Here is a 16,037-nt window from a genome sequence, read left to right as displayed (position 1 = left end):
TGGCTGGCTCCTTAATTTGGCTTATTCTGCACTATGACACAATTTTCCCTTTGTGACAGACGAATTCCACCTCACGTGTTCTATAATGCGGCCTAAGTTTTCACACCACAGGCAAAACGATCATGACGCAGGATGAACTGAAAAAAGCAGTAGGATGGGCCGCTCTCCAGTATGTACAGCCGGGTACCATTGTCGGTGTCGGTACGGGATCAACCGCGGCACACTTTATCGATGCGCTGGGCACGATGAAGGGGCAAATCGAGGGCGCGGTTTCCAGCTCCGATGCTTCCACGGAAAAGCTGAAAAGCCTCGGCATTACCGTTTTCGATCTCAACGAAGTTGACCGTCTGGGGATTTACGTTGATGGCGCGGATGAGATTAACGGCCATATGCAGATGATCAAAGGCGGTGGTGCAGCGCTGACGCGTGAAAAAATCATCGCCTCCGTTGCGGACAAGTTCATCTGCATCGCGGACGCCTCCAAGCAGGTCGATATTCTGGGTAATTTCCCGCTGCCGGTGGAAGTGATCCCGATGGCCCGTAGCGCGGTTGCCCGTCAGCTGGTGAAGCTGGGCGGTCGTCCGGAATATCGTCAGGGCGTAGTCACTGATAACGGTAACGTGATCCTCGACGTTCACGGTCTGGAAATCCTTGATGCTATTGCGCTGGAAAATGCCATCAACGGCATTCCAGGCGTAGTGACCGTAGGGCTATTCGCCAACCGTGGCGCGGATGTGGCGCTGATCGGCACCGCTGACGGCGTGAAAACCATCGTAAAATGATCTGACGGGGGGAGTCCTCCCCCCGCTAAAAAATTTTTGAAAAGCTAAATTCGGTGACTTGTGTCACGTTTTTACGCCTCTTTTGCCGATCCTGCCGCATTCACAAATTTCTGTAGCATTTTCCTCTGTCATTTTACCCTGTATGACTTTTCTTCAGAGTGCCGACGCAAACGTTCATATTGCTGCAATAGTTTTTTTTGATATGTTGGCTATAGCGGATTTAAATCCAGCACAACATCAGTTCAGATAAAATACAGGGTCGGGTAAATGGCAAAGGTATCACTGGAGAAAGACAAGATTAAATTCCTGCTGGTAGAAGGCGTGCATCAGAAAGCGCTTGATAGCCTTCGTGCAGCGGGTTACACCAACATCGAATTTCACAAAGGCGCGCTGGACACCGAAGAGCTGAAAGCGGCCATCCGTGATGCCCACTTCATTGGTCTGCGATCCCGTACCCACCTGACTGAAGATGTAATTGCTGCGGCGGAAAAACTGGTTGCCATTGGCTGTTTCTGTATCGGCACCAATCAGGTCGATCTGAATGCAGCCGCCAAACGCGGTATTCCAGTGTTCAACGCCCCGTTCTCCAACACCCGTTCCGTGGCGGAGTTAGTGATTGGCGAGTTGTTGCTGCTGCTACGCGGTATCCCTGAAGCTAACGCCAAAGCACACCGCGGAGTCTGGAATAAACTGGCAGCGGGGTCATATGAAGCCCGTGGTAAAAAATTGGGTATCATTGGTTATGGTCACATTGGTACTCAACTGGGGATTCTGGCTGAATCTCTCGGGATGCATGTCTATTTTTACGATATTGAAAGCAAGCTGCCTCTGGGTAACGCGACGCAGGTTCAGCACCTGTCTGATCTGCTGAACATGAGCGACGTGGTGAGCCTCCACGTGCCGGAAAATGCCTCCACCAAAAACATGATGGGCGCGGAAGAGCTGGCGCTGATGAAGCCGGGCTCACTGCTGATCAACGCCGCGCGCGGCACGGTTGTCGATATCCCGGCACTGGCGGATGCGCTGAAGCGTAAGCATCTGGCGGGTGCGGCCATCGACGTCTTCCCGACGGAGCCTGCGACCAACAGCGATCCGTTTAATTCTCCGCTGTGCGAGTTCGATAACGTGATCCTGACGCCACACATTGGCGGCTCGACCCAGGAAGCGCAGGAGAACATCGGTCTGGAAGTGGCGGGTAAACTGAGCAAATATTCTGACAACGGTTCTACGCTCTCTGCGGTGAACTTCCCGGAAGTGTCTCTGCCGCTGCACGGTGGTCGTCGCTTGCTGCACATTCACGAAAACCGTCCAGGTGTGCTGACCGCCATTAACCAGATCTTTGCCGAGCAGAGCGTCAACATCGCCGCGCAGTATCTGCAGACGAATTCTCAGATGGGTTATGTGGTGATTGATATTGAAGCGGATGACGATGTTGCCGAGAAAGCACTGCAGAGCATGAAGGCGCTTCCGGGGACGATTCGCGCGCGTCTGCTGTACTGATTGTGTTGTGTCGGGTGGTGGCTGCGCCACCCGGCTTTATTCTACCAGGTCCAGGTTTTACTGGGCGTCACCACCGCCGGCAGCGGCACATCCCATTTTTCCACCGGCAATGCCTCCACGCCCTGACAATCATGCGCGTAACCCACCGGCTGTAGCCCATACTGTTGCCAGTTTTGCAGCGTCCGGTCGTAAAAGCCGCCGCCCATCCCTAAACGCTGGCCCTGTTCATCAAACGCCACCAGAGGCGTAATCAGCACATCCAGCTGTGACAGCGGCAGCACGTCACGAACATCCAGTTTTGGCTCAGTGATTTTCAGACGATTCACGACCAGATCGCTGTGCGGGTGGTAGTGAAGAAACAGTAGATTACCTTCGCTAAACGGATGCAGCACTGGCAGGTAAACTTTCTTCCCGGCTCGCCAGAGTTGCTCGATGAGAGGTTGGGTATCCAGCTCGCCATCAAATGAGAGAAACAAGGCGACGGTATGCGCCATCACAACAGGCGGATACGCCATCATGCGCGCGGCAGCCTGCTGGGCAAAATGCGCTTGCTGATCGGAGGTTAACGCACGACGGCGTTGACGAATTAACTGACGAATGTCCTGGCGTGAAGCAGAAACTTCAGGGAATTGAGTCATGGTAGTCGGTAGAAGAAAAGAGAGGGAATCTCCGAGATGCCGCCGCAGGCTGTAACCCTTGAACCCTTGGTTCAAGGTGAATGTGTCGTCATAGTTTTAAGGCTTCTCGGACGGACCGAGCATGCTCACCAACCATGGAGCGCCACATTCTTGTGGTATGAAATATCGGCTCAGGGGACTGGCCCGCTTGCGAACATCTCAGAGAAATTTTGTCTTCACAGTTACTCTACCATAGTCAACTGAGAAGTGTTATTCAAACTTTGGTCCCGGTCTTTCGGGATTGCGACCTTGATCAAGCAATGCCTGTTCTATGGTCTGCTGGAGCATTTTAATGCGCTGCTCCATGCTTGCCGCGTAGTCGCGGGTCTTCGCTTTTTCCTGAGTCAGTTCATAGCTGATGTTCAACGCGGCGATGAAAACCAGCTGCTCAGTATTTGTGACTCTAGTGCGTTCTTTTAGATCTTGCAACCGCTGATTCAAATCGTCCGCAGCCTGATTCAGGGCATCCCTTTGTTCAGGTGGACAATTCACTCGCAGTGAACGGCCAAAAATCTGGAGATCGACGGGTTGTGCAGACATGCCACCTTCCTGCTGATTGACTGCGCTGCCTTCGCTTACTGCCCCGGGGGCCGCGAAGGGGCGACACTATAGCTACCCTGATGTGAAGATACAAGCCCTTTTCTGGTATCACCAGGGTCCAAAGTGGTAGCATATCATGAAACTTCCCCCCTTTGACGACGAATGCTCATGTCTATACAGAACGAAATGCCTGGTTACAACGATTTAAACCAGTTACTGAACCAGCAGGGAGTGGGTTTAACCCCTGCCGAAATGCACGGTTTGATCAGTGGCATGCTGTGCGGCGGAAACAGCGACAGCTCATGGCAGCCGCTGATCCACGACCTCACGAACGAAGGGCTGGCGTTTGGTCACGAGCTGGCGGAAGCGCTGCGTAAAATGCACGCCGCCATCAGTGATTCACTGGAAGATGATGGCTTCCTTTTTCAGCTTTATCTGCCTGAGGGCGATGACGTAAGCGTGTTTGATCGCGCTGATGCGCTGGCAGGGTGGGTAAACCACTATCTGCTGGGGCTGGGTGTGACACAGCCTAAACTCGATAAAGTGACCGGCGAAGCCGGTGAAGCGATCGACGACCTGCGTAACATTGCACAGCTTGGTTACGATGAAGACGAAGACCAGGAAGAGCTGGAAATGTCTCTCGAAGAGATCATCGAGTATGTGCGCGTGGCGGCGTTGCTGTGCCACGACAACTTTACGCGCTCACAGCCGACCGCGCCGGAAGTCCGCAAACCAACCTTACATTAAGAAAAATAACGCACAGGAGGGTGTCATGGTTATCTCGAATCAAGAGTATTCGCGCCGCCGCCAGGCGCTGCTCGCCAAAATGCAGCCGGGAAGCGCTGCGCTGATTTTTGCCGCGCCCGAAGTAACGCGCAGTGCCGACAGCGAATATCCCTATCGCCAGAGCAGCGATTTCTGGTACTTCACCGGCTTTAACGAGCCGGAAGCGGTACTGGTGCTGATTAAAAGCAATGACACCCACAACCACAGCGTGATTTTCAACCGCGTACGCGATCTGACGGCCGAAATCTGGTTTGGCCGCCGCTTAGGCCAGGAGGCCGCGCCGGCGAAGCTGGGCGTTGACCGTGCGCTGGCGTTTAGCGAAATCAATCAGCAGCTCTATCAGTTGTTGAATGGTCTGGATGTGCTTTACCACGCCCAGGGCGAATACGCGTATGCCGATGAAATAGTCTTTACTGCCCTGGATAAGCTGCGCAAAGGCTCGCGGCAGAACCTGTCCGCCCCCGCCACGCTCACAGACTGGCGTCCGGTCGTGCATGAGATGCGCCTGTTCAAGTCCGAAGAAGAACTGAATTTGATGCGTCGGGCAGGTGAAATCAGCGCGCTGGCGCACACCCGAGCGATGGAGAAATGCCGTCCCGGAATGTTCGAATACCAGCTGGAAGGCGAAATTCACCACGAATTTAACCGCCACGGCGCGCGTTATCCCTCTTACAACACCATCGTTGGCGGCGGAGAAAACGGCTGCATTCTGCATTACACCGAAAACGAAAGTGCGCTGCGCGACGGCGATCTGGTGCTGATTGACGCCGGTTGCGAATATCAGGGCTACGCGGGGGACATCACCCGTACCTTCCCGGTGAACGGTAAATTCTCACCGGCGCAGCGCGCGATTTACGACATCGTCCTGGAATCGCTTGAAACGGCGCTCAGGTTGTATCGCCCCGGGACCTCCATCCAGGAAGTGACCGGCGAAGTTGTGCGCATCATGATTACCGGCCTGGTTAAGCTCGGTATTCTGAAAGGGGACGTAGACACTCTGATTGCTGAAAATGCACATCGACCGTATTTTATGCACGGCCTGAGCCACTGGTTGGGGCTGGATGTGCATGATGTGGGGGCGTATGGCGCAGAGCGTTCGCGCGTGCTGGAGCCGGGCATGGTATTAACCGTAGAGCCTGGGCTGTATATCGCACCTGATGCCGACGTGCCTGAAGAGTACCGCGGGATTGGCATCCGCATTGAAGACGATATCGTCATTACCGAAAGCGGCAACGAGAACCTGACGGCCAGCGTGGTCAAAAATGCTGACGATATCGAGGCGCTGATGGCAGCGGCACACAAATGAGCGTGATTATTGTTGGCGGCGGAATGACGGGGGCCACGCTGGCACTCGCTATTTCGCACATGACACAGGGGAAACTCCCGGTGCATCTGGTGGAAGCCGTTGCTCCAGAGGCTTCCGACCACCCCGGTTTTGATGCCCGCGCCATTGCGCTGGCGCAGGGGACATGTCAGCAACTGTCACGAATTGGTATCTGGCAGGCAATTGCCGACTGTGCGACGGCGATCAACACCGTTCATGTTAGCGATCGCGGTCATGCGGGTTTTGTCACGCTGGATGCGCAGGATTATCGTATTGATGCCCTGGGGCAGGTCGTTGAGCTGCACGACGTCGGATTACGTCTGTTCCGTCAGCTCCAGGATGCACCAGGCGTCACGCTGCATTGTCCGGCGCGTTTGGCCAGTTTTAGTCGCACTGAAGGAGCGGTCAGCGTGACGCTGGAAAATGGCACTGTTCTTGAAGGCCAGCTTTTGGTTGCCGCAGATGGTTCTCGATCTGCGCTCGGCACCCAGTGTGGTATCGAGTGGCGTCAGCAGGCTTATGGGCAGGTGGCGGTCATCGCGAATGTCTCCACGGCCGGAGCGCACAGCGGCAGGGCGTTTGAACGTTTTACACAGCATGGTCCGCTGGCGATGCTGCCGATGTCGAACGGACGCTGCTCGCTGGTGTGGTGCCATCCCCAGAGTAAGTCTGAAGAGATTCAGTCCTGGTCCGACGAACGTTTTTGCACTGAGTTGCAAAAAGCCTTTGGCTGGCGGTTGGGACAGATCGCTCATGCAGGCAAGCGGACGGTATATCCGTTGTCGCTGACGACAGCGTCTCAATCCATCTCGCATCGTGTCGTGCTAGTGGGCAATGCCGCGCAGACGCTGCATCCGATTGCGGGTCAGGGCTTTAACCTCGGGTTACGTGATGTCATGAGCCTTGCAGAAACCCTTTCGCAAGCGTGGGGTGAGCAAAAAGATTGCGGTGCGTACTCAGTGCTAAGCCATTACCAGAAGCGACGTCAGGCGGATAAAGAGGCGACGATTGGTGTCACTGATGGTCTGGTTCATCTTTTTGCCAATCACTGGGCGCCGCTGGTTGCGGGCCGTAACCTCGGGCTGATGGCGATGGAATTATTCATTCCGGCACGTGACGTGCTGGCGCAGCGGACCCTTGGTTGGGTCGCGCGTTAAGGAGTTATCACCGTGCAAAATGTTGATGTCGCCATCGTTGGCGGCGGAATGGTTGGACTGGCGCTGGCCTGTGGTTTACAGGGCAGCGGCCTGCGCGTGGCCGTGCTGGAGCAAAAGCAGCCCCAGCGTGTCGCACAGGATGCGCCGCCGGAACTCCGCGTCTCGGCAATTAATGCGGCCAGCGAAAAGCTGCTGACGCGCCTTGGTGTCTGGTCAGATATCGTGGCGCAGCGTGTCAGTTGCTATCACGGCATGGAAGTATGGGATAAAGACAGCTTTGGTCATATCGCTTTTGATGACGAAAGTATGGGCTATAGCCATCTCGGTCACATCATCGAGAATGCCGTTATCCATCATGCGCTGTGGCAAAAAGCGCAGTCATGTAACGATGTTACCCTTATGGCACCTGCACAAATCCAGCAGGTCGCGTGGGGTGAAAACGAGGCGTTTATTACCCTGCAAAGCGGCGACATGTTGACTGCACGTCTGGTCGTTGGCGCTGATGGTGCGAACTCCTGGCTGCGTAATAAAGCCGATATTCCGCTGACGTTCTGGGATTATCGTCATCATGCTCTGGTGGCGACAATCCGCACTGAAGAGCCGCACGGCGGTGTCGCGCGTCAGATCTTCCACAATGACGGCATTCTGGCCTTCCTGCCGTTAAGCGATCCGCATCTGTGCTCGATTGTCTGGTCCCTGGTGCCAGAAAAAGCGCAGCTGATGCAGGAGGCCACGCCAGATGCGTTCAACCAGGCACTGCGTATGGCGTTTGATAACCGTCTTGGGTTATGCACGCTTGAGAGCGAGCGTCTGGTGTTTCCGTTAACCGGACGCTACGCGCGTCAGTTTGCGGCTCACCGTCTGGCGCTGGTGGGGGATGCGGCACACACAATTCATCCGCTGGCCGGGCAGGGCGTTAACCTTGGCTTTATGGATGCGGCAGAGCTGGTTGAAGAACTGCGTCGTCTGCATCGTGAAGGGAAAGACATTGGTCAGCATCTGTATCTGCGTCGCTATGAGCGTAGCCGCAAGCACAGCGCGGCAATGATGCTGGCGGGCATGCAGGGTTTCCGTGAGTTGTTTGCCGGTGCCAATCCGGCGAAAAAACTGCTACGCGACATCGGCCTCAAGCTCGCTGATACGCTTCCCGGCGTTAAACCTCAGCTTCTTCGTCAGGCGATGGGTCTTAACGACCTACCGGACTGGCTGCGCTAATTTAGAACCCCGTCACATTTTATTTTCCCGGCCTCTGTGCCGGGGAAATTCCCTCGTTTGAAATATTCTAATTTCACCTCATTTTTCGCATTAGATAATCTAATCTTGCTGATTTTATGTTACGGAAATTTGGCCCATATTTCCGCAGGAAATATCACCATGTGCTAAATCCTGTTAGATCATTGTTAATTTTGTGCGGGGTTAATCGCATTTTTCCAGTGAATAACTCTGTAGGCTTTTCAGCGTTTTTTGGTCATAAGCTAATGTGATGACCCATTTTACCTTATGGTTAATCGCCGGTTTCGGTGGTAAGTTCAGGTAAAAGAGAACGTTTGCGTCGGCCCCTGAAAACGAGGCTGATACCGGGTTTCACGGTGAATTTTTCAACGAGGACAAGATGGCTCAACAGACTCCTTTGTACGAACAACACGTGTTATGCGGCGCCCGCATGGTGGACTTCCATGGCTGGATGATGCCGCTGCACTACGGCTCGCAGATTGATGAGCACCACGCGGTGCGCACCGATGCCGGTATGTTCGACGTGTCCCACATGACGATTGTCGATCTGCGCGGTAGCCGCACCCGGGAGTTTTTGCGTTATCTGCTGGCAAACGACGTCGCCAAACTCAAGACGCCGGGTAAAGCGCTCTATACCGGCATGCTAAATGCCTCCGGCGGCGTGATTGACGACCTCATCGTCTATTACTTCACAGAAGATTTCTTCCGCCTCGTTGTTAACTCCGCTACCCGCGAAAAAGACCTCTCCTGGATTACCCAACACGCTGAACCTTATGCCATCGACATCACCGTTCGTGACGATCTGTCGTTGATTGCCGTACAGGGCCCAAACGCCCAGGCGAAAGCCGCATCTCTGTTCAGCGACGAGCAGCGTAAAGCGACTGAAGGCATGAAGCCGTTCTTTGGCGTGCAGGCAGGTGATTTGTTTATCGCTACCACTGGCTATACCGGTGAAGCGGGTTACGAAATTGCGATGCCAAATGAGAAAGCCGCAGATTTCTGGCGTGCGCTGGTGGAAGCCGGTGTGAAGCCAGCGGGTCTGGGCGCACGTGATACGTTGCGTCTGGAAGCGGGTATGAACCTCTACGGTCAGGAGATGGATGAAGGTGTCTCTCCGCTGGCGGCCAATATGGGCTGGACCATCGCATGGGAACCTGCTGACCGTGAATTTATTGGCCGTGAAGCGCTGGAAATTCAGCGTGAGAAGGGTACTGAACAACTGGTGGGTCTGGTGATGACCGAGAAAGGCGTACTGCGCGGTGAACTGCCGGTGCGTTTTACCGATGCTGATGGCAATCCGCGTGAAGGCGTGATCACCAGCGGTACCTTCTCCCCAACGCTGGGCTACAGTATTGCACTGGCACGCGTGCCGGCAGGCATTGGCGAAACGGCGGTGGTGCAAATCCGCAACCGTGAAATGCCGGTCAACGTGACCAAACCGATTTTTGTTCGCGCCGGTAAGCCGGTCGCCTAATCATTTTTATCAGGAGAAATTCAATGAGCAATGTGCCAGCAGAACTGAAATACAGCAAAGAACACGAATGGCTGCGCAAAGAGGCGGACGGCACTTACACCGTAGGGATCACCGAGCACGCACAAGAGCTGCTGGGCGACATGGTGTTTGTTGATTTGCCAGAAGTGGGCACGACCGTAGGCGCAGGCGATGACTGCGCTGTGGCGGAGTCCGTAAAAGCGGCATCTGACATCTACGCCCCTGTGAGCGGCGAAATCGTTGCCGTCAACGACGCGCTGAGCGACTCCCCGGAGTTGGTCAACAGCGAGCCTTACGGCGAAGGCTGGATCTTTAAGATCAAAGCCAGCGACGAAGCGGAAGTTGCTGCACTGCTGGATGCGACCGCGTACGAAGCACTGCTAGAAGACGAGTAATTGTTAATCCCCCTCTCCCACAGGGAGAGGGCAGGGGTGAGGGTGCTCATCTTCCCCTCACCCTAACCCTCTCCCCATGGGAGAGGGAACTTAAATTCACTGCACGTTTCAGGAACCATCGCTCATGACACAGACTTTAAGCCAGCTTGAAAACCGTGGCGCCTTCATTGAACGTCACATTGGGCCGGATGCTCAGCAACAGCAGGAGATGCTGAAGACAGTTGGCGCGGATTCATTAAACGCACTGATCGGCCAGATTGTGCCAAAAGATATCCAGCTTGCCACGCCGCCTCAGGTGGGGGAAGCCACTACGGAGTTCGCCGCACTGGCGGAGCTGAAGGCCATTGCCGGCCTGAACAAGCGCTACAAGTCTTACATTGGCATGGGCTACACCAACGTGCAGTTACCGCCGGTTATCCTGCGCAATATGCTGGAAAATCCAGGCTGGTACACCGCTTATACACCTTATCAGCCAGAAGTGTCTCAGGGTCGTCTGGAAGCGCTGCTGAATTTCCAGCAGGTAACGCTGGATCTGACTGGCCTGGATATCGCTTCCGCGTCTCTGCTGGATGAAGCGACTGCCGCGGCAGAAGCCATGGCAATGGCCAAACGCGTAAGCAAGCTGAAAAATGCGAACCGCTTCTTCGTGGCCGCCGATGTTCATCCGCAAACCCTGGACGTTGTTCGCACCCGTGCGGAAACCTTCGGTTTTGACGTGATTGTCGACGATGCAGACAAAGTGCTGGATCATCAGGACGTCTTCGGCGTGCTGCTGCAGCAGGTAGGCACCACCGGTGAAGTTCACGACTACAACGCACTGATTGCCGAGCTAAAATCCCGCAAGGTAGTGGTCAGCGTCGCCGCTGATTTTATGGCGCTGGTATTGCTGACTGCGCCGGGCAAACAGGGCGCGGATATTGTCTTCGGCTCTGCACAGCGCTTCGGTGTGCCGATGGGCTACGGTGGCCCACACGCGGCGTTCTTCGCTGCAAAAGATGAATTCAAACGCTCCATGCCGGGCCGTATTATCGGGGTCTCAAAAGACGCTGCCGGTAACACTGCGCTGCGCATGGCGATGCAGACTCGTGAGCAGCATATCCGCCGCGAGAAAGCGAACTCCAACATTTGTACCTCGCAGGTTCTGCTGGCCAACATCGCCAGCCTGTACGCGGTCTTCCACGGTCCGGTTGGCCTAAAACGTATTGCCAGCCGTATTCACCGCCTGGCGGATATTCTGGCCTGCGGCCTGCAACAGAAAGGCCTCAAGCTGCGTCATGCCCATTACTTTGACACGCTGTGTGTTGAAGTGGCAGACAAAGCAGCAGTACTGGCGCGTGCGGATGCCGCGGAGATCAACCTGCGCAGCGATATTCACAATGCGGTCGGTATTACGCTGGATGAAAGCACCACCCGCGACGATATCCTGAACCTGTTTAACGTGTTGCTGGGTGATGCACACGGCCTGGACATTGATACGCTCGATAAAGAGGTTGCCCTCGACAGCCGTTCTATCCAGCAAAGCATGCTGCGTGATGATGCGATCCTGACGCATCCGGTCTTCAATCGCTATCACAGCGAAACCGAGATGATGCGCTATATGCACTCTCTGGAGCGTAAAGATCTGGCGCTGAATCAGGCGATGATCCCTCTGGGCTCTTGCACCATGAAGTTGAACGCCGCTGCTGAGATGATCCCTATCACCTGGCCTGAGTTCTCTGAACTGCACCCGTTCTGCCCACCTGAGCAGGCGGAAGGTTATCACCTGATGATCAATCAGCTTTCCGACTGGCTGGTGAAGTTGACGGGGTATGACGCGCTCTGCATGCAGCCAAACTCCGGTGCACAGGGTGAATATGCCGGTCTGCTGGCGATTCGTCATTATCACGAAAGCCGTAACGAAGGGCATCGTGATATCTGCCTGATCCCAAGCTCCGCACACGGTACCAACCCGGCCTCTGCCCAGATGGCGGGGATGGAAGTGGTGGTGGTGGCTTGCGATAAGAACGGTAACATTGACCTCGCCGACCTGCGTGCAAAAGCCGAACAGGCTGGCGACAAGCTCTCCTGCATCATGGTGACCTACCCGTCTACTCACGGTGTGTATGAAGAGACAATCCGTGAAGTGTGCGAAGTAGTGCATCAGTTTGGCGGCCAGGTTTACCTCGACGGCGCGAACATGAACGCCCAGGTTGGCATTACCTCTCCGGGCTTTATCGGCGCGGATGTGTCGCACCTGAACCTGCATAAAACTTTCTGCATTCCGCACGGCGGTGGCGGCCCGGGTATGGGGCCAATTGGCGTAAAAGCGCACCTGGCACCGTTTGTTCCGGGTCACAGCGTCGTGCAAATCGAGGGGATGCTCACCCGTCAGGGCGCGGTCTCTGCGGCACCGTTTGGTAGCGCCTCTATTCTGCCAATCAGCTGGATGTACATCCGCATGATGGGTGCAGAAGGGCTGAAGCAGGCAAGCCAGGTGGCGATCCTGAACGCCAACTATATTGCGACTCGTCTGAAGTCTGCTTTCCCGGTGCTCTATACCGGCCGTGATGGTCGCGTGGCGCACGAGTGCATTCTGGATATTCGTCCACTGAAAGAGCAGAGCGGCATCAGCGAACTGGATATCGCCAAGCGTCTGATCGACTACGGATTCCACGCCCCGACTATGTCGTTCCCGGTAGCGGGTACGCTGATGGTGGAGCCAACGGAGTCCGAAAGCAAAGCCGAGCTGGACCGCTTTATTGATGCGATGCTGGCGATCCGCATGGAGATCGATCGCGTGCTGGACGGCGAGTGGACGCTGGAAGATAACCCGCTGGTTAACGCACCGCACACCCAGCATGAGATGGTGGCAGAGTGGAACCACGGTTATTCCCGCGAACTGGCGGTCTTCCCGGCAGGTGTGGCAAACAAATACTGGCCGACCGTGAAGCGTCTTGATGACGTGTACGGCGACCGCAACCTGTTCTGCTCCTGCGTGCCGATGAGCGAATACCAGTAATATTGTTGGTGTAGTAACCCAGGCCGGGTAAGGCGTAGCCGCCACCCGGCTTTTTTATTGGGAGAAGCGTATGAGCATTGCACTTGTAACAGGCGCCAGCCGCGGCATCGGGAAAGCCACCGCGCTGCAACTGGCACGCGAAGGCTATACCGTGGCGGTGAATTATCAGCACAACATTAAAGCCGCGACGGACGTCATCAGGCAGATCGTTGAAGCGGGTGGTAAAGCCTTTGCCGTCCGCGCAGATATCAGCGATGAAGCTCAGGTGCTGAGGATGTTTGACAGCCTCGATCGTGAAGGTGAGCCGCTTACTGCGCTGGTCAATAATGCGGGCATTTTGTTTGAGCAATCCACTATCGAGAATCTCTCCGCGGAGCGCATTAACCGCGTCCTGGCGACCAACGTCACGGGCTACTTCCTCTGCTGCCGGGAAGCGGTGAAGCGCATGTCCTTCAAACATGGCGGCAAGGGTGGGGCGATCGTGAATGTCTCTTCCGCGGCGTCGCGCCTGGGCGCGCCGGGTGAATATGTGGATTATGCCGCGTCCAAGGGGGCGGTGGATTCGCTGACAACCGGGCTATCGCTGGAGGTGGCGGCACAGGGCATTCGCGTCAACTGCGTGCGTCCGGGTCTGATCTATACCGATATTCATGCATCGGGCGGTGAACCGGGGCGCGTAGACCGGGTTAAGTCGATGCTACCGATGCAGCGCGGCGGCCAGCCGGAAGAGGTGGCCCAGGCGATAGTCTGGCTGCTGAGCGAGAAGGCGTCGTACGTCACGGGCAGTTTTATAGAGCTGGCTGGCGGGAAATAAATGCCGGGTAGCGTCATGCCACCCGGAAAAAATTACAGCGCCTCGCCGTTGCTGGCAATCACGCCTTTATACCACTCGAAGCTTTTCTTACGGGAACGCGACATGTCGCCAGTACCGTCGTCGTGTTTGTTCACATAGATAAAGCCGTAGCGCTTGCTGTACTGGCCGGTGGTGAACGACACGCAGTCGATGCAGCCCCACGGGGTATACCCCATAAGATCCACACCATCGTGCGTGACCGCCTTCATCATTTCTTCCACGTGAGCACGCAAATAGTCGATGCGATAGTCGTCGTTGATGCTGCCGTCTTCTTCTACTTTGTCGTATGCACCGAAACCGTTTTCTACGATAAACAGCGGTTTCTGATAACGCTCGTACAGCTCACACAGGGAATAGCGCAGGCCAACCGGATCAATCTGCCAGCCCCAGTCAGACGCTTTCACATGTGGGTTCGGTACGCTGCCCTCAAAGCCGGAAATGGCATCACCGGTGCCGCCTTCTGCTTTCACAGCGTTGGTCATGTAATAGCTGAAACCTAAATAGTCACAGGTTCCTTCACGCAGGATCTGTTCGTCACCCGCTTCCATTTTGATGGAGAAACCACGGCGTTCCCACTCGTTCAGCACATAAGATGGGTAGTAACCACGCAGCTGGACGTCGGTAAAGACATAGCGCTCGCGCATGGATTCCTGAGCAAACATCACATCTTCTGGTTTGCAGGAGAATGGATAGAGTGCAACCATCGCCAGCATGCAGCCGACTTTCATCTCTGGGTTAATACGACGGGCGGCTTTTACCGCCAGAGCGCTGGCCACGAACTGGTGGTGCAGCACCTGATACATGGTTTCTTCCGGGTTGTCGTGCTCGGTATAGACCACCCCAGAGCAGCAGTAGCCGAACAGCGGCGCGCGCCAGTTGCGCTGGTTGTTGATTTCGTTAAAGGTCATCCAGTATTTGACCTTGTTTTTGTAGCGCTCAAATACCACTTCCGCGAAGTGCACAAAGAAATCGACCACTTTACGGTTAGTCCAGCTGCCATACTCCTGAACCAGATGCAGCGGCATTTCGAAGTGGGAGAGGGTGATGACCGGCTCGATGTTGTATTTGAGCAGCTCGTCGAACATGTCGTCGTAGAACTTCAGTCCTTCTTCGTTTGGCTGTGTCTCATCCCCTTTCGGGAAGATGCGCGTCCAGGCGATAGAGGTACGAAAGCACTTGAAGCCCATTTCCGCAAACAGCTTGATGTCTTCTTTGTAGTGACCGTGGAAATCAATCGCTTCATGGTTTGGGTAGTATTTACCCGGCACCACTTCCCGGGTGATTTCTCGCGGAACGCCGTGTGCGCCACCGGTCAATACGTCGCAGATGCTTGGCCCTTTACCGCCTTTGTTCCAGCCGCCTTCAACCTGGTGAGCGGCAACTGCGCCACCCCATAAAAAATCTTTTGGTAAGGTCAATTTTTTCATCATTACTATTCTCAATATATGGCTTATTGATTTCGAGTCTAGCAAAGTGAAATTAAATGTCACGATATAACAATTTGTGTGAAATGTGATTTGTCACATCAAAAAAACAGGGTGTTTTATTCTGTCAATTTCTTCGCCAGTTTGCGGCCGAGAGATTCCAGAATATAGATAACGGGGATTTGCGTGGTGATATCATAAACGCCCCCAATACGCGTCTGGGGGACATGCCATGAGAGATTAAAGTCTGCCAGTTTTGCCAGACGCGAGTGTTCGTGGCTGGTAATGGAGAGCACCTTGCAGTGATGCAGGCTGAACTGGCTGGCGAAACGCAGGATCTCCTCAGTCTCACCGGAGACAGAAAGCACAATCGCCAGCGCATTTTTAGCCATATCATTGGTGACCGGGAAATAAGGATCGTCGATATGGTTGCTGAATTTACCAATATTTGAAAAGAAACGTGCACCATATTTTGCCAGAGAGCCTGACGTACCCGCGCCGACAAATATAATTCGCTCAGAAGACAAAATAATATCTACCGCGTTATCTAATAACGCATCGAACTCTTCATTATTCACGCTTTTAAAGAAGCTGATAATTTCGCTGGTACCGAAGTTTGCCTGCTGGGGCTCGTTTTGCTCCAGATAGAGTTTGAAGCGTACGCGAAATTCAGAATAACCTTCGCAGTTGAGCTTGCGGCAAAAGCGCAGGATCGTAGTGGTTGAGACACCAGCCGCGTCCGCCAGCTCGCGGATGGTCATGTACATGACTTTGTCACGATTTTTAATGACATAGTTGTAGACCATCATCTCCAGATTATTGAGACTGGCAATGGCGGTGTGGGTGAACATAGTCACAATGGCAAAACTCTCATTC

General features: G+C 54.7%; 14 protein-coding genes and 1 other RNA gene. 10 read left to right on the top strand and 5 right to left on the bottom strand.

The features are described 5' to 3' along the window. Positions 1-122: 122 nt before the first annotated feature. Entirely contained in the window at positions 123-782 is a 660-nt protein-coding gene (gene rpiA, locus ACLHV8_RS18330; RefSeq protein WP_003860091.1) for a ribose-5-phosphate isomerase RpiA, read from the top strand. A 267-nt stretch (positions 783-1,049) separates the two neighbouring features. After that, positions 1,050-2,282 (top strand): phosphoglycerate dehydrogenase, encoded by a 1,233-nt coding sequence (gene serA, locus ACLHV8_RS18325; RefSeq protein WP_028016965.1) that lies wholly within the window; start codon positions 1,050-1,052, stop codon positions 2,280-2,282. Between the two features lie 41 nt (positions 2,283-2,323). On the opposite strand, the gene ACLHV8_RS18320 is transcribed toward serA, so the two are convergent. The 3 genes from ACLHV8_RS18320 to zapA all read right to left on the bottom strand — a co-directional run bounded on the left by ACLHV8_RS18320 (position 2,324) and on the right by zapA (position 3,499). After that, complete coding sequence (locus ACLHV8_RS18320) at positions 2,324-2,920, bottom strand: 5-formyltetrahydrofolate cyclo-ligase (protein WP_208594595.1); 597 nt, start codon at positions 2,918-2,920, stop codon at positions 2,324-2,326. 24 nt (positions 2,921-2,944) lie between these two features. Continuing rightward, positions 2,945-3,128: non-coding RNA, 6S RNA (gene ssrS / locus ACLHV8_RS18315), on the bottom strand. A 41-nt stretch (positions 3,129-3,169) separates the two neighbouring features. Next, entirely contained in the window at positions 3,170-3,499 is a 330-nt protein-coding gene (zapA, locus tag ACLHV8_RS18310; RefSeq protein WP_006811891.1) for a cell division protein ZapA, read from the bottom strand. 168 nt (positions 3,500-3,667) lie between these two features. Between zapA and ACLHV8_RS18305 the strand changes: the two genes are divergently transcribed. From ACLHV8_RS18305 to ACLHV8_RS18270, 8 genes are all read left to right on the top strand, one after another. Next, the gene (locus tag ACLHV8_RS18305; protein ID WP_028016963.1) at positions 3,668-4,246 is read left to right on the top strand and encodes a YecA family protein; all 579 of its coding nucleotides are present in this window, start codon (positions 3,668-3,670) and stop codon (positions 4,244-4,246) included. A 31-nt stretch (positions 4,247-4,277) separates the two neighbouring features. Next, positions 4,278-5,591, top strand: a complete 1,314-nt coding sequence (pepP, locus tag ACLHV8_RS18300; RefSeq protein WP_108090752.1) for a Xaa-Pro aminopeptidase — start codon at positions 4,278-4,280, stop codon at positions 5,589-5,591. Beyond that, entirely contained in the window at positions 5,588-6,766 is a 1,179-nt protein-coding gene (gene ubiH, locus ACLHV8_RS18295; protein WP_208594596.1) for a 2-octaprenyl-6-methoxyphenyl hydroxylase, read from the top strand. The genes pepP and ubiH overlap by 4 nt, the downstream gene beginning before the upstream one ends. 12 nt (positions 6,767-6,778) lie before the next feature. Then, positions 6,779-7,981 (top strand): FAD-dependent 2-octaprenylphenol hydroxylase, encoded by a 1,203-nt coding sequence (ubiI, locus tag ACLHV8_RS18290; RefSeq protein WP_208594597.1) that lies wholly within the window; start codon positions 6,779-6,781, stop codon positions 7,979-7,981. Between the two features lie 397 nt (positions 7,982-8,378). After that, positions 8,379-9,473: a glycine cleavage system aminomethyltransferase GcvT gene (gene gcvT / locus ACLHV8_RS18285; RefSeq protein ID WP_049004941.1), complete on the top strand. Its 1,095-nt coding sequence runs from the start codon at positions 8,379-8,381 to the stop codon at positions 9,471-9,473. Between the two features lie 23 nt (positions 9,474-9,496). After that, positions 9,497-9,886 (top strand): glycine cleavage system protein GcvH, encoded by a 390-nt coding sequence (gene gcvH, locus ACLHV8_RS18280; protein WP_049004940.1) that lies wholly within the window; start codon positions 9,497-9,499, stop codon positions 9,884-9,886. A 124-nt stretch (positions 9,887-10,010) separates the two neighbouring features. After that, complete coding sequence (gene gcvP, locus ACLHV8_RS18275; RefSeq protein ID WP_128347291.1) at positions 10,011-12,884, top strand: aminomethyl-transferring glycine dehydrogenase; 2,874 nt, start codon at positions 10,011-10,013, stop codon at positions 12,882-12,884. 70 nt (positions 12,885-12,954) lie between these two features. Continuing rightward, positions 12,955-13,698: an SDR family oxidoreductase gene (locus tag ACLHV8_RS18270; protein WP_208594598.1), complete on the top strand. Its 744-nt coding sequence runs from the start codon at positions 12,955-12,957 to the stop codon at positions 13,696-13,698. A 32-nt stretch (positions 13,699-13,730) separates the two neighbouring features. Here the strand turns inward: ACLHV8_RS18270 and bglA are convergent, their stop codons facing one another. Both bglA and ACLHV8_RS18260 read right to left on the bottom strand, forming a co-directional pair. Next, positions 13,731-15,164, bottom strand: a complete 1,434-nt coding sequence (gene bglA / locus ACLHV8_RS18265; RefSeq protein ID WP_208594600.1) for a 6-phospho-beta-glucosidase BglA — start codon at positions 15,162-15,164, stop codon at positions 13,731-13,733. A gap of 116 nt (positions 15,165-15,280) precedes the next feature. After that, positions 15,281-16,012: a MurR/RpiR family transcriptional regulator gene (locus ACLHV8_RS18260; RefSeq protein ID WP_028016954.1), complete on the bottom strand. Its 732-nt coding sequence runs from the start codon at positions 16,010-16,012 to the stop codon at positions 15,281-15,283. Positions 16,013-16,037: the final 25 nt, after the last annotated feature.

The sequence above is a fragment of the Enterobacter sp. CPE_E863 genome (assembly GCF_046521465.1).
Classification (GTDB): Bacteria; Pseudomonadota; Gammaproteobacteria; order Enterobacterales; family Enterobacteriaceae; genus Enterobacter; species Enterobacter adelaidei.
The sequence above is the reverse complement of the archived record's forward strand: the minus strand, read 5'-3'. Positions and strand labels throughout refer to the sequence as shown.

What these genes read in the sequence shown, in the direction of transcription:
- rpiA (WP_003860091.1), top strand. Translation starts at nt 123, where the DNA reads ATGACGCAGGATGAACTGAAAAAAGCAGTAGGATGGGCCGCTCTCCAG.
- gcvT (WP_049004941.1), top strand. Translation starts at nt 8,379, where the DNA reads ATGGCTCAACAGACTCCTTTGTACGAACAACACGTGTTATGCGGCGCC.
- ACLHV8_RS18270 (WP_208594598.1), top strand. Translation starts at nt 12,955, where the DNA reads ATGAGCATTGCACTTGTAACAGGCGCCAGCCGCGGCATCGGGAAAGCC.
- ACLHV8_RS18320 (WP_208594595.1), bottom strand. Translation starts at nt 2,920, where the DNA reads ATGACTCAATTCCCTGAAGTTTCTGCTTCACGCCAGGACATTCGTCAG.
- ACLHV8_RS18305 (WP_028016963.1), top strand. Translation starts at nt 3,668, where the DNA reads ATGTCTATACAGAACGAAATGCCTGGTTACAACGATTTAAACCAGTTA.
- serA (WP_028016965.1), top strand. Translation starts at nt 1,050, where the DNA reads ATGGCAAAGGTATCACTGGAGAAAGACAAGATTAAATTCCTGCTGGTA.
- ubiH (WP_208594596.1), top strand. Translation starts at nt 5,588, where the DNA reads ATGAGCGTGATTATTGTTGGCGGCGGAATGACGGGGGCCACGCTGGCA.
- ACLHV8_RS18260 (WP_028016954.1), bottom strand. Translation starts at nt 16,012, where the DNA reads ATGTTCACCCACACCGCCATTGCCAGTCTCAATAATCTGGAGATGATG.
- bglA (WP_208594600.1), bottom strand. Translation starts at nt 15,164, where the DNA reads ATGAAAAAATTGACCTTACCAAAAGATTTTTTATGGGGTGGCGCAGTT.
- gcvP (WP_128347291.1), top strand. Translation starts at nt 10,011, where the DNA reads ATGACACAGACTTTAAGCCAGCTTGAAAACCGTGGCGCCTTCATTGAA.
- gcvH (WP_049004940.1), top strand. Translation starts at nt 9,497, where the DNA reads ATGAGCAATGTGCCAGCAGAACTGAAATACAGCAAAGAACACGAATGG.
- zapA (WP_006811891.1), bottom strand. Translation starts at nt 3,499, where the DNA reads ATGTCTGCACAACCCGTCGATCTCCAGATTTTTGGCCGTTCACTGCGA.